Origin of the sequence: Pseudarthrobacter sp. MEB009 (assembly GCF_030208875.1) — a bacterium.
Lineage (GTDB): Bacteria > Actinomycetota > Actinomycetes > Actinomycetales > Micrococcaceae > Arthrobacter.
The window spans coordinates 25,698-38,047 of sequence record NZ_JARVTC010000007.1; the positions used below are offsets into that span (position 1 = coordinate 25,698).

At 66.9% G+C, this 12,350-nt stretch carries 10 protein-coding genes and 2 tRNA genes; 6 read left to right on the forward strand and 6 right to left on the reverse strand.

Annotated elements, in window-relative coordinates; translation table 11 throughout:
* Positions 1-50: 50 nt before the first annotated feature.
* Genes QRN07_RS05960 through QRN07_RS05970 form a run of 3 tightly spaced genes read right to left on the reverse strand, consistent with a single transcriptional unit; the run spans position 51 to position 3,252 of the window.
* On the reverse strand, positions 51-956 hold the full coding sequence (locus tag QRN07_RS05960) for a carbohydrate ABC transporter permease (protein ID WP_056596902.1): 906 nt from the start codon (positions 954-956) through the stop codon (positions 51-53).
* Positions 953-1,915, reverse strand: a complete 963-nt coding sequence (locus QRN07_RS05965; protein ID WP_050685347.1) for a carbohydrate ABC transporter permease — start codon at positions 1,913-1,915, stop codon at positions 953-955. Before QRN07_RS05965 ends, QRN07_RS05960 begins: the two co-directional genes overlap by 4 nt.
* A complete protein-coding gene (locus QRN07_RS05970) occupies positions 1,912-3,252 on the reverse strand; it encodes an ABC transporter substrate-binding protein (RefSeq protein ID WP_050685346.1) in 1,341 nt (446 codons plus the stop codon). The genes QRN07_RS05965 and QRN07_RS05970 overlap by 4 nt, the downstream gene beginning before the upstream one ends.
* Before the next feature lie 150 nt (positions 3,253-3,402).
* Here QRN07_RS05970 and QRN07_RS05975 point away from each other — a divergent pair, with 150 nt between their 5' ends.
* Together QRN07_RS05975 and QRN07_RS05980 are read left to right on the forward strand one after the other, a co-directional pair.
* Positions 3,403-4,014, forward strand: a complete 612-nt coding sequence (locus QRN07_RS05975; protein WP_050685345.1) for a TetR/AcrR family transcriptional regulator — start codon at positions 3,403-3,405, stop codon at positions 4,012-4,014.
* A gap of 46 nt (positions 4,015-4,060) precedes the next feature.
* Entirely contained in the window at positions 4,061-4,831 is a 771-nt protein-coding gene (locus QRN07_RS05980; protein ID WP_285240619.1) for an SDR family oxidoreductase, read from the forward strand.
* A 60-nt stretch (positions 4,832-4,891) separates the two neighbouring features.
* On the opposite strand, the gene QRN07_RS05985 is transcribed toward QRN07_RS05980, so the two are convergent.
* Genes QRN07_RS05985 through QRN07_RS05995 form a run of 3 tightly spaced genes read right to left on the reverse strand, consistent with a single transcriptional unit; the run spans position 4,892 to position 8,189 of the window.
* Positions 4,892-6,394, reverse strand: coding sequence for an APC family permease (locus tag QRN07_RS05985; protein WP_285240620.1), 1,503 nt, complete (start codon positions 6,392-6,394; stop codon positions 4,892-4,894).
* Positions 6,391-7,602: a glutathionylspermidine synthase family protein gene (locus QRN07_RS05990; protein ID WP_285240621.1), complete on the reverse strand. Its 1,212-nt coding sequence runs from the start codon at positions 7,600-7,602 to the stop codon at positions 6,391-6,393. The genes QRN07_RS05985 and QRN07_RS05990 overlap by 4 nt, the downstream gene beginning before the upstream one ends.
* A 2-nt stretch (positions 7,603-7,604) precedes the next feature.
* Entirely contained in the window at positions 7,605-8,189 is a 585-nt protein-coding gene (locus QRN07_RS05995) for a hypothetical protein (protein WP_050685341.1), read from the reverse strand.
* A gap of 146 nt (positions 8,190-8,335) precedes the next feature.
* On the opposite strand from QRN07_RS05995, the gene QRN07_RS06000 reads away from it, so the two are divergent.
* The 4 genes from QRN07_RS06000 (at position 8,336) to QRN07_RS06015 (ending at position 12,307) form a co-directional block, all read left to right on the forward strand.
* The gene (locus QRN07_RS06000; protein WP_050685340.1) at positions 8,336-8,992 is read left to right on the forward strand and encodes an MOSC domain-containing protein; all 657 of its coding nucleotides are present in this window, start codon (positions 8,336-8,338) and stop codon (positions 8,990-8,992) included.
* Between the two features lie 502 nt (positions 8,993-9,494).
* Positions 9,495-11,747, forward strand: a complete 2,253-nt coding sequence (locus tag QRN07_RS06005) for a DEAD/DEAH box helicase (protein WP_157407661.1) — start codon at positions 9,495-9,497, stop codon at positions 11,745-11,747.
* A gap of 353 nt (positions 11,748-12,100) precedes the next feature.
* Positions 12,101-12,172 (forward strand) — tRNA-Thr (locus tag QRN07_RS06010).
* A 61-nt stretch (positions 12,173-12,233) separates the two neighbouring features.
* Positions 12,234-12,307, forward strand: a tRNA-Met gene (locus tag QRN07_RS06015).
* Positions 12,308-12,350 lie beyond the last annotated feature (43 nt).

Genomic DNA, 12,350 nt, shown 5'->3' on the forward strand with positions numbered 1-12,350 from the left:
ACCGGGGGTTTAGGGACCATAAGTGATAGCGCAACGGGAGGGGAGGGGGGTTACTTGACCGAGCCTTCCGTCAGCCCGCCGCGCCAGAACCGCTGCAGGACCACCATGGCGATGCCCAGCGGGATGATGGACAGCAGGACGCCGCCGGTGGTGAGTTCGTAGAACTCGGGCAGCCTGTCAACCTGGCTGAGCCAGTTGTTCAGTCCCAGGGTGATGGGATAGAGGCCGGAATCGGAGAGCATCACCAGGGGCAGGAAGTAGTTGTTCCAGATGCCCACCAGCTGGAACAGGAACACGGTGACCAGCGCCGGGGTCAGCACCCGCAGGCCGATGGTGTGGAAGATCCGCAGCTCACTGGCCCCGTCCAGCCGGGCGGCTTCGATGAGGGACGTGTCCACAGTGGCTTGGGAGTAGATCCGGCACAGGAACAGCCCGAATGGCGAGACCAGGGAGGGCAGCAGCACGCTCCAGTAGGTATTGGCGATCCCCATCTGGCTGAACAGCAGGAACAACGGCAGTGCGGTGGCCGTTCCCGGGACGAGGACGCCGCCCAGGATGGTGCCGAACACCAGGTTCCGGCCGCGGAATTCGTACTTGGCCAGGGCGTACCCGCCGGCGGCAGCGAAGTAGGTGGCTGCCAGGGCGCCGACGCCGGCATACAGTACCGAGTTCAGGAACCACTGGAGGAAGATGCCGTTGTCGTAGGCCAGGACGCGGGAGATGTTTTCCCACAGGGAGAACGTGGGGGCGAACCAGAAGCCGTTGGTGCCGAACAGATCCTCGGTGGATTTGGTGGCGGCAACCACCACCCAGTACACCGGGACCAGGAAGTAGAGGGCCACCACCACCAGCAGGGAGGTGACGATGATGGTGGAGGATCGCCGCTTGCCGGCGGAACGGTCCGGTGAACTGGCTGGCGCGGTCAGCTTGCGCGGGCGGGTGGCGGTGGTGGTCATGATGACTTCCTGTTCGAGAATTTGAGGAAGGCGAAGGAGAGCGTAAAGGCGGCAATGGCAATCAGGACGGCCTGGGCTGCGGCGACGTTGTAGTCGTTGTAAGCGAAGGCAGTGGTGTAGGCGCTCAGGTTGGGCGTGTACTGGCTGTCAATGGCCGGTGCCACGGTCTTGAGCACCTGGGCTTCGGCGAAGAGCTGCAGGGTGCCGATGATGGAAAACACGGTGGTCAGGACCAGGGCCGGCCGGATCAGGGGCAGCTGGATGCTCAGCGCCACCCGGAGCGTGGAGGCTCCGTCCACTTTGGCGGCTTCGTAGAGTTCCACGGGGATGGACTTGAGCTGGGCCACGATGATCAGCATGTTGTAGCCCGTGTAGCTCCAGATCACGATGTTGGCGATGGACCACAGTACGGTGTCAGGGCCCAGGAAATCCGGTGTGAGCCCAAAGGTTCCGGCAAGGTCCACCAGCGGGCTCAGGCCCGGCACGTAGAGGAAGGACCACAGGATGGTGGCGATCACGCCTGGGACGCCGTACGGGAGGAAGTAGGCCGCCCGGAAGAATCCGGGCCATTTGGCGGAAGCGGATTCCAGCATGAGTGCCAGCACGGTGCAGAGGACAATCATCACCGGGACCTGCACCACGCCGAAGAGCAGCATGCGCCCGATCGAGGCGACGAAGCTTCCATCGGCCAGGGCCTGGGCGTAGTTGCCGAACCCGGCGAAGCTGGTGGTCACACCGGCCTCGCCGAAGAGTCCGCCGCGGGTCACCTTGGTGAAGCTGGACCCTATTGCCACAACGATGGGCAGCAGGAAGGTAAGGATGAACAGGGCGAGGAACGGTGCCAGGAGGAGCCAGGGTGCCCGCGCTGCTGCGCCATTCCGGCGGCCGCGGCTGGGCACGGGCGAGGGGGTGGCTGCCGGGGATGCCCGGCGCTTCTCGGTCTGCGGCGTCGCGGTCATGACGCCTCCTTTCGGATGCTGAGGCCCTTGTTCCGGAAAACGGTCATGATCTGCTGTTCAGCGCTCACCACGGAATCCACCAGGCTGATGCCTGAGGGTTTCCTGCGGAACCCGTCGCTGAGGATGTTGAAGGACTGTTCGGTGACCGGCCACCAGGACCAGTCCTGGTTTTGCCGGGTAGCGGCGGGGAGGAAGACTTCCTCGTTGTAGCGCTGGCCGCTGAAGAACGGCGACGGTTCAAGCCGCGGGCTGCCGATGAAGCCGGGGGAGGGGGACCAGCCGATGCCGCTGTTCTTGATCTCGGCGTCGATGCCTTCCTTGGAGGAGGTCATCCAGACGGCGAATTCCAGTGCCTCCCGGGGGTGCTTGCTGTTGGCGAAGACCGCCGCGGTGGAGCCACCCAGGAAGGTGGAGCCGAACCCTGTGGTGCCCCACGTGGGCATGGGCGCCACCCGCCATTTGCCTTCGCCGCCGCTGACGCCCTGGACCAGGGCATCACCCCAACTGCCGGAGGTGGCCGCAGCGATGGTGCCTTTGGACGCCGCAGCGAACCAGCCGGGAGTGAAGGCGCCGAATCCGGTTTCCACGAGGTCATCCGTGATGGCTTTGTCGAAGAAGCGGGCAGTGTTGAGGGTGGCGTCGTCCGTCATGTTGATGACCCAGCCGTCCTCCTCCGCCCGGAGCCACCTCGCGCCGGCCTGGGTGGCGAACGCGGTGAACACTGACGCGTCGCCCAGCGGGAAGGTTTCCAGGTAGGCGCCGCGGCTGCGCAGTTCACGCGCGACGGCGGCCCACTCGTCCCAGGTGGTGGGCGGCGTGGCACCCACGGTTTCCAGGACGGCCGGCTGGTAAAACGTGGCCATCGGACCGGAGTCCTGCGGGATGCCGAAAACGCCGCCCGCGTAGCTGACCTGGCCCCAGAGGGTGGGGTCGTAGCGGGGAGCGAATTCCTGAGCGCCGTACCGGGAGATGTCCACCAAGCCGTTGACCAGCATAAATTCCGGCAGGGAGCGCAGCTCAACCTGCCCCAGGTCCGGTCCGCCGCCGGCTGCGAGCGCTGAGTACAGCTTCTGGTAGCCGCCCACGTTGCCGCCGGGGATCCATTCCACCTTGACCTGGACGCGGGGGTTGGCGGCATTCCAGATGTCCACAACGTTCTGGATGTCCTTCAACCAGGCCCAGTAGGTCAGGGTGATGGTTTCCCCGGCAGCGGCGGGAATCACCGGCTGGGTGTTCACGGATGCGGTACCCGGTGTTGCGCAGCCAGTGAGGAACGCCATGGTGGCGGTCCCCAGGCCAGCTCCCAGGAGTTGTCGTCGCGATAGTTGTTGCGCCATCTGCCTTCACCTCGTTGTGTCCGAAAAAGGGCCCTCGAGTGTGAAGTGCAGCACCCCCGGTGGCAAGTGGAAGACACGCTAGCACAAATTCGAGTAGCCGCTCGAATTTCGCGGGGCACCTTTTGCTGCGCGCCTGTACACTCGCTTTTTATGAGCACAAAGACGGGCAGCGACCCTGCCCGGCGCGGCCCTTACGCGAAATCCACCCAACGGCGGGAGGCCATCCTCGCCGCCGCCCACTCGGTGTTCGCTGCCCGGGGCTACCGCGGTGGGACCCTGCAGGACGTCGCGGACCGGGCAGGGATGAGCCAGACCAGCCTGCTGCACTACTTTCCGTCAAAGAGCAGCCTGCTGATGGCGGTGCTCACCTGGCGTGACTTCATCAGCGGGGACGGGACGCCGGTAGCCGGCCTCGAGGAGACCATCGTGGATGCGGTGCTCCGGCAGGTCCGGTTCAACGAAGGAGTGCCCGGCGTCCTGGAGCTCTACACGGTCCTGTGCGCGGAGTCACTGACGGACGCCAACCCGGGCCGGCAGTTTTTTGTGGACCGGTTCGAGCGGCTCCGCAGCAGCTATGCCCGCCAGTTCAACGGACTCGCCGCGGACGGGCGCCTCCGTCCGGGGGTGGACCCGGAGGTTGCGGCAGCGTCCCTGATTGCGCTGTGGGACGGAATCCAGACCCAATGGCTGCTGGCCCCGGGCAGCGTAGATATGTCCGAGTGCCTCAGCGGGTACCTCCGGCTGGTGATGCTGCCGGACTGACGGCCGGGCACCGAACGGCCACGCGCGGTCCTACTAGGCTGGAACCATGGACTCTCCCGCAGAAGGCGCCCTCCGCAAGACTGCCCTGGTCACCGGCGCGGGAAGGCTGGCAGGCATCGGCGCCGGCATCGCCCGGCAGCTCGCGGCTGACGGCTGGGACCTGGTGCTGTCCTACTGGCAGGCGTACGACGCCCGGATGCCGTGGGGCAGCGAACCGGAGGATGTGGTCCGGCTGACGGCGGAGCTGGAGGCCATCGGAGCGCAGGTCCACCTGCTGCCCGTGGACCTGGAGGATCCGGCCGGTCCGGGACAGCTGATGGCAGCGGCCGTGCAGGCTGCCGGGCCGCTGCAGGGGATGGTGCTCAGCCACACCGAATCGGTGGACTCCGGAATCCTGGACACCACTGTCGAGTCCTTCGACCGACATTTCGCCGTCAACACCCGCGCCAGCTGGCAGCTCATCGCGGCGTTCGCCCGGCAGGCACCGGACGACGGCGGCGCCATCGTTGCCCTGACCAGCGACCACACAGCGTTCAACCTCCCCTACGGGGCATCCAAGGGCGCCCTGGACCGGATCGTCATCGCCGCCGCCCGCGAACTCGGTGCGCAGGGCATCTCAGCGAATGTCCTCAACCCCGGCCCCGTGGATACCGGCTGGATGGACGACACGGTGCGGGACGCCGTCGTGCGTCAACAGCCCACCGGCAGGCTGGGCACCCCGGCGGACGTCGCCGGGACCGTGGCGTTCCTGCTGTCGCCGGCGGGCCGGTGGGTGTCGGGCCAGCTGATCAAGTCCGACGGCGGCTTCTCGGCGTAGCCACCCAACTGGCTCGCAGTTGTTGTCGTTTTGAGCCCCCAAAACGACAACAACTGCGAGTTACTTGGGGCGGGCGGACCCCGTGAAGTACCCCCGCGTCGACGGCAGGAACCGGCACACCACGGCCAGCACCACACCCAGGGCCAGCAGCACCACGCCGCTGATGAAGGCGCCGCCGACGCCGAAGATGCTGGTGTCGCCATACGCGGGGTCCCACATCTGCACCGCCGAGATGAAGAACGCGGCGGTCAGGACCAGTGCGCCCAGCAGCGGCAGGATGCCGCGGAACCACAGGTTCCGGGCCGAATCGGGCAGGGTGCCGCGGAAGTACCAGAAGCAGGCGAAGCCGGTGAGCGCGTAGTAGAAGGCGATGAACAGGCTGATGGCGCTGATGGAATCGGCCAGCAGGTTCTCGCTGAGGAAGCTCATGGCCACGTAGTACACCGCCGCCGCGCCGCCCATCACCTGGGTGGAGAATCCGGGCGTCTGGTTCTTCGAATGAACCTCGCCGAATTTCGCCGGCAGCGCCCCGTGCACACCCATGGACAGGGTGCCGCGCGCGGTGGGCAGGATGGTGGTCTGCGTGGAGGACAGCACCGACGCCAGCACGGCCACCACCATCAGCCAGCCCCACGGCCCCAGCACCACGTCCTTCATGGCAAGGAAAACATCCGCCTGGTTGGCTTCGTTGCCCAGCCCGATGCCGTCCGGGCCCACCGTCGCATACATCATCACCAGCAGCGCCACGGAGACGTAAATGGCCACCAGTACGACGGCGGAAATCACCGCGCCGCGGCCCGGTGTGGTGGCGGGGTTCTCGGTTTCCTCGTTGACGGCCAGGCAGGTATCCCACCCCCAGTAGATGAACAGGGCCAGCAGGGCGCCATGCACCACGGCCCCTGGATCGGCAAAGGCGCCGGCCGGGTTGAACCACTCGAAGTCGAACGCCTGGCCCTCCGGCGGACCGGCCGTGATGCGGATGACGATGGCCAGGGCGAAGATGCCCAGCGCGATGTACTGGACGTAGGTCAGGACCCGCTGGACGTGTTCGCCCAGCCGGATGCCGCGGTAGTTCACCAGGGTCATCAGGACGATGAACAGCAGGCCGGTGCCCGTGACCACCACTTTGTTGCCCGCCAGGGAGCCGTCGCCGATCAGCAGCCACAGGTACTGCCCGGCCACCTGGGCCAGGTTGGCCAGGACCACAATCCCGGCGAGCGCCACACCCCAGCCGCCCAGCCAGCCGGCCCAGGGCCCGAAGGCATGCCGGGACCAGGTGAAGGTGGTGCCGCAGTCCGGCATGGCGCTGTTCAGTTCCCGGAACGCGAAGGCGATGAACAGGACGGGGATGAACCCCAGCAGCAGGATCAGCGGCGTGTAGTTGCCGTTGATGGCCACGATGAGGCCCAGGGTTGCGGCCAGGGAGTAGACCGGGGCCGTGGACGCCAGCCCCAGCATGACGGAGTCGCCCAGGTCCAGGATGCCTGCCCGGAGGCCCTTGGCGGGGACGCCGGCGCCGGGCGCACCGCCCGGGCCTCCCGCCGTCGTGGTTTCCGTGCTCATAGTGCGATCCCTGCCTTGCTGGTGTTGGCCTGGGCCGAAAGCGGCGCGGGCGCGTCGATGGTGTTGGGCACAAAGCGGCAGAAGTAGTCGGTGATGGGGCCGTCCGATTCGCGGATGCCGCAGCCCACCGATTCGCCGTCCACCACCCACAGGCCCAGGACCGGGTGGTTGCCGTCAAAATCCGGGAGCTGGTGGTACTGCTGGTAGCACCAGCCCTCACGGCCGTAATCGCCGGGCTGGTCCAGGCTGATGCCGTTGGCCTGGATCCGGATGTTGTCCCCTTCGCGGCCGTGCAGCGGCTTGGCCACCCACTCCTTCAGCGGGCCGGGCCCGTCCAGGTAGGCCGGGAGCAGGTTGGGGTGGTCCGGGTAGAGATGCCAGAGGGCGGCCAGCAGGGCCTTGTTGGAGAGCAGCATCTTCCACGCGGGTTCCACCCAGCGCGGGTTGTGCGCGCGTTCCAGCAGGCGGTGCCCGAACGGCTCCTTCATCATGAGCTCCCAGGGGTACAGCTTGAACATGGTGCTGATCATGAAGTTGTCCATGTCCACGAACCGGTTCAGGTTGGGGTCCCAGCCGATGTCCGACATGTTGATGCCGATGGTGGTCCACCCGGCCTGGCTGGCCACGTCCCGCATGTACGCGGCGGTCATCCAGTCCTCACCGGATTCCTCCACCTCGGAATGGGCAATGTGCAGGGTGCTCATGCCCGTGCGGTACTGCACCTTTTTCCACTGCCGGATGAGGGCCTCGTGGATGCCGTTCCACTGGTCCTTGGCAGGGAACACGTCCTGCAGCCAGAACCACTGCGCCACGGATGCCTCGATCAGGCCCGTGGGAGTGTCGGCGTTGTACTCGAGCATCTTGGCCGGTCCGCCGCGGCCGTCATAGATGAAGTCGAAACGGCCGTAGACGTCCACGTCCGCGGCCAGCAGCGACTCGCCGGCAAGCTCGAGGGCCTGTTGGCCGATGCCGATCCCGCCCATGGCACCAGTGGCCAGGTACTTGGCGGCTTCCAGGCACATCCGGTGCATTTCTTCGGCAGTGTTTTCGAGGGTTTCCACCTCGTCCGCGGTGAACTCGTAGTACGCGGACTCGTTCCAGTATTCGATCTTCCGCCCGTCGTCCATGGTGGTGGTGGAGAAAACCAGGCCCTGCTCCTCGATCTTCTCTTTCCAGCCGGGTCGGGGCACGGAGGCAATCCGCCGCACGTTCAGCCGCCCACTTTGGTGCCGCCGCTTTTGGCGGAGGTGCCGAATCCGCCCCGGTCAACGGTCCCGCCGCTGGACTTGTAGCCCGTGGCGGCCTTGGCGCCGCTGGGAACGGTGCGCGTGTAGTTGGGGGCGGTGGACCGGTTCTGGCCCACCGACGGGACGGTGGCCCCCCGGGAGTAGAAGTACCAGGCGTAGATCCCGCCGCTGCGGCCGGCAGAGCTGTCGCAGCTCCTGTCCTCCACGCGCTCGCCGGTTTCGTCGTTGAAGCAGACCTGCGCGTATTCGGGATCGTCCTGGTTGCTGGCCACCACGGCGGTGATGGTGCCGGCCAGCAGCGCGGTCACGCCCAGGCCCACCACCACGGTGCGCCGCTGGGACCGCTTCTTGCGGGCGGCGCCCTCCTTGGCTTCCTTCTCCCGGTCCTGCGCAAACGGGTCCACCGTGGCCACGGGTTCGTTCAGCAGGTCGGGGCGAAGCTCAGGCTTGGGGACCTGCCACGGCGGTGGCTTGGGGGAGCTGCCCTTGCCGGCCTGGGCGTCGCCGCCACCAGCCTGGCCGGGTTCCGGATCTTTGTTCGGGTCCAATGGTCCCCCTCTGTAGTCCACGCGAAACGGGCACAGCGCTGCACCCCCAATAGCAATCCTGAAATCAGCGTAGTCCCTGGGGGTTCAGGCGGCGAGCAGGAAACAGGGGAGAACTGCCCATAGTTGCCGGGACCTACACTGGAGCCATGGAAACCCCGTCCCTCCTTGCCGTGTGCCGAGTCCATCAGCTCCTGCCCGACGCTTCAAGTGTTGGCGTGACTGCCATCGACAAGCGGGCGGCGGACGGCCCGGTCAAGGTCCACCGGCTGGGCCTGCAGGGCGACATCCAGGCCAACCGGGTCCACCACGGCGGCCCGGACCAGGCCCTTTACGCCTACTCCCAGGCGGACGCTGACTTCTGGGCAGACGAGCTGCAGCGGGACATGCCGCCCGGAGTTTTCGGCGAGAACCTGCGGGTGGCGGGCCTGGACGCCACCGGAGCCGTGATCGGCGAACGCTGGAAGATCGGCCTGGATGTTGAGGTGGAGGTTACCTCCCCCCGCACGCCCTGCGCCACGTTCCAGCGGCGCCTGGGCGAGGCCCGGCTCGTCAAGCGGTTCACCGAGGCGGGCCGGGTGGGCGCGTACCTCCGGGTCCTCCGCACCGGCACCATCCAGGCGGGGGACCACATCCACCGCACTTTCATCCCCACCCACGGCATCACGGTGGGCCAGTGGTTCAGCGCGCCGGACGCCGAGGCCATGGAGGCCTTGAAGGATGCAGACGCCGACGGCGAGATCCGGCTCCAGCAGCCCGAGTTCAGGAAGAAGTTCGAGGCGCTGCAGCGGCAGCTTTCGTCCTGACTCCGCCCCCCTCCACTGCGCGAGATGGCACTTCGCGGCAATGTCCGCGCCGGACATTGCCGCGAAGTGCCATCTCGCGGGCGTGAGGCGGGGCGGCGGGCTGCGCCGGGACCCTGCCGCAGCCGTGTGGCCAAGCTCACCGGCGCCGTCGTGCCCGCTGATTACCGTACCTGCGGGTCCGTCCCGTACACTTGAAATATCCCCCACTCCGGAAATCCCTTATTCCTGCCCAATTTTTGAGGCAGGACTGGCAAGTGTTGGGGCCCGCGCAAGCGATGCGGGCATTTTCATAGGGAGAGCCGGCTAAAGAAAACGCTGTACAGACTGCTGGGATAGCAGCCAAGAGATGCAGCGGGAAGTCCTGCCACGGGATTGCGAAAGCGCCGGACTTCCAGTGACCGGCCGGTCAACGTTTGCCCGGCCGCATCGTGTCACACGCACTGCGGCTCCGCTCACCTCGGGTTGTGCCGCCTGGCCCCCTATGGATGAGGAACACTTCCCTATGCCCGAAAATCACAACGAACACGTCGACGCCGCTGCCACCTTCATCGAAGCCGGCGACGCCCCCGCGTTGAACACCCCCGCCGCTGAAGAAGCACCGGCTGCTGAAGCACCGGCCGCCGAAGAGGCACCGGCCGCTGAAGAAGCACCCGCTGCCGAAGAGGCTCCGGCTGCACAGGCACCCGTCGAAGAAGCGCCGGCTGCTGAAGAAGCGCCGGCCGCTCAGGCTCCCGTCGCCGAAGAGGCCCCCGCCGCCGCCCCGGAAGCCGGCGACGACGAGGACGGCATCAAGTTCGCCGACCTCGGCATCGACGGCCGCGTCCTGGCCGCCCTGCAGGATGTTGGCTACGAGAAGCCCTCACCCATCCAGGCCGCCACCATCCCGCTGCTGCTCGAGGGCCGCGACGTTGTGGGCCTGGCGCAGACCGGTACCGGCAAGACTGCAGCATTCGCAGTGCCGGCCCTGTCCCGCCTTGCTGAACTGCACGACCTGAACGGCCCGTCCCGCAAGACCCAGGCCCTGGTCCTGGCACCCACCCGCGAGCTCGCGCTCCAGGTTGCCGAAGCCTTCACCTCCTACGCCAAGCACATCGACGACTTCACCGTCCTGCCCGTGTACGGCGGCTCGGCCTACGGCCCGCAGCTTGCCGGCCTGCGCCGCGGTGCCCAGGTTGTTGTGGGTACCCCCGGCCGCGTGATCGACCACATCTCCAAGGGTTCCCTGGACCTGTCCGAACTCCAGTACCTGGTGCTGGATGAAGCCGACGAAATGCTCCGCATGGGCTTCGCCGAGGACGTTGAGCAGATCTTCCAGCAGACCCCCTCGGACCGCCAGGTGGCTCTGTTCTCCGCCACCATGCCGAGCCAGATCCGCCGGATGTCCAAGCAGTACCTGAACAACCCGGCCGAGATCTCGGTGAAGTCCAAGACCACCACCGGCGCCAACACCCGCCAGCGGTACCTGCAGGTCATGGGCCCGCACAAGCTCGATGCCCTGACCCGCATCCTCGAGGTTGAAGAGTTCGACGGCGTCATCGCCTTCGTCCGCACCAAGATGGCCACCGAGGACCTCGCCGACAAGCTGAAGGCGCGGGGCTTCCAGGCCGCCGCCATCAACGGTGACATCCCGCAGCAGCAGCGCGAGCGCACCGTTGACGCACTCAAGGAAGGCCGCATCGACATCCTTGTGGCCACCGACGTCGCCGCCCGCGGGCTTGACGTGGAGCGCATCAGCCACGTGGTCAACTACGACATCCCGCACGACACCGAGTCCTACGTGCACCGCATCGGCCGCACGGGCCGTGCAGGCCGCTCCGGCGACGCCATCCTGTTCATGACCCCGCGCGAGAAGTACCTGCTGCGGTCCATTGAAAAGGCCACCCGCCAGCCGGTGGAGCAGATGCACCTGCCCACCGCCGAGACGGTCAACACCCTGCGCCTGGGCAAGTTCGCCGAAAAGATCACCGAAACCCTGGCGTCGCAGGACGTCTCGGCCTTCCGCGACCTGATCTCCTCCTACGAGGAAGAGCACAACGTGCCGGCAGCGGAGATCGCCGCTGCACTGGCCGTTATGGCACAGGGCGGCCAGCCGCTCCTGGTCAAAGAACTGCCCGCAGCTCCCGAGTTCCAGAAGCGCGAACGCGCCAAGGACGGCTTCGGCTCCCGCGGCCCCACCCGCACCCTCACCGAGGGCAACGCCACCTACCGGATCGCCGTGGGACGCCGCCAGCGCGTTATGCCCGGTTCGATCGTTGGCGCCATTGCCAACGAAGGCGGCATCTCCTCCGCACAGATCGGCGGCATCGACATCCGCTCGGACCACTCCCTGGTGGAGCTCCCCGCAGACCTCAGCGCCGACCAGCTGAAGGCACTGTCCCGCACCCGGATCGGCGGCGAGCTGATCCACCTCGAACTGGACAACGGACGTAAGCCGTCCGGCGGCGGCGAGCGAGGCGCGTACCAGGGCAACCGTGGCGGCGACCGCGGCGGTTACTCCGGCGGCGGCAGCGGCGGCGGAAACTTCAAGGGCAACGGCGGGTTCAAAAAGGACTTCCGCAAGAACGACGGCGAGCGCTCCTCCGCTGACCGTGGCGGCCGCACGTACAGCGAGCGTTCGCAGAGCTCCTTCGGTTCCGAGTCCGGTGCCAGCCGCGGCCAGGCCAGCGACTCCCGCTTCGGCGGCCACGGCGACGGTTCACGCAAGCCGCGTGGCGAGGGCGGCCAGCGCGATTTCAACCGCAAGGGCAAGTGGTAAACGCCAGCTAGTCTGACGCTGCCAGGATGGGCCGGCTTTCGAGCCGGCCCATCCTTTTGCGTTAAACCAGATCTTCAAGCGGCCGACGGCGCCCTGCCGCGCGGGTGCCGGGGCACGGGCACCCGGCGGCTCGGTGTGTGGCTCGCCACATCCCGCGGCCGGATCGCCGCCGTCGGACGTCTTTTGACGGCGCGGCACGTCGGTGCGGGGCGCCACCAGCGGTCCCGAACGCCTGTATTGGCGCGGAAAGCGGGCCCAAGGCAGGCCGCCGGCGCGACTGTTGCGGACCCGGGGGACGGGTCCCGATGCCGATTTGTTGGGAGCTGAAACTTCCGGTAGAGTATTTCTTCGTTGCCCCCCTAGCTCAGTGGTAGAGCGCGTTCTTGGTAAGAACGAGGTCACCGGATCGATTCCGGTGGGGGGCTCTGAATGAGGGCCTGTGTCAAGGCGGTTTTGACCGGCTTGGCGCAGGTTTTTCTCATTCGTGGCGGTGTAGCTCAGTTGGTTAGAGCGCACGACTCATAATCGTGAGGTCGGGAGATCGAGCCTCCCCACCGCTACAGGACAAGACCCCCGGATCCGTCAAGGATGCCGGGGGTTTTT

What these genes read in the sequence shown, in the direction of transcription:
- QRN07_RS05960 (WP_056596902.1), bottom strand. Translation starts at nt 956, where the DNA reads ATGACCACCACCGCCACCCGCCCGCGCAAGCTGACCGCGCCAGCCAGT.
- QRN07_RS05965 (WP_050685347.1), bottom strand. Translation starts at nt 1,915, where the DNA reads ATGACCGCGACGCCGCAGACCGAGAAGCGCCGGGCATCCCCGGCAGCC.
- QRN07_RS05970 (WP_050685346.1), bottom strand. Translation starts at nt 3,252, where the DNA reads ATGGCGCAACAACTATCGCGACGACAACTCCTGGGAGCTGGCCTGGGG.
- QRN07_RS05975 (WP_050685345.1), top strand. Translation starts at nt 3,403, where the DNA reads ATGAGCACAAAGACGGGCAGCGACCCTGCCCGGCGCGGCCCTTACGCG.
- QRN07_RS05980 (WP_285240619.1), top strand. Translation starts at nt 4,061, where the DNA reads ATGGACTCTCCCGCAGAAGGCGCCCTCCGCAAGACTGCCCTGGTCACC.
- QRN07_RS05985 (WP_285240620.1), bottom strand. Translation starts at nt 6,394, where the DNA reads ATGAGCACGGAAACCACGACGGCGGGAGGCCCGGGCGGTGCGCCCGGC.
- QRN07_RS06000 (WP_050685340.1), top strand. Translation starts at nt 8,336, where the DNA reads ATGGAAACCCCGTCCCTCCTTGCCGTGTGCCGAGTCCATCAGCTCCTG.
- QRN07_RS06005 (WP_157407661.1), top strand. Translation starts at nt 9,495, where the DNA reads ATGCCCGAAAATCACAACGAACACGTCGACGCCGCTGCCACCTTCATC.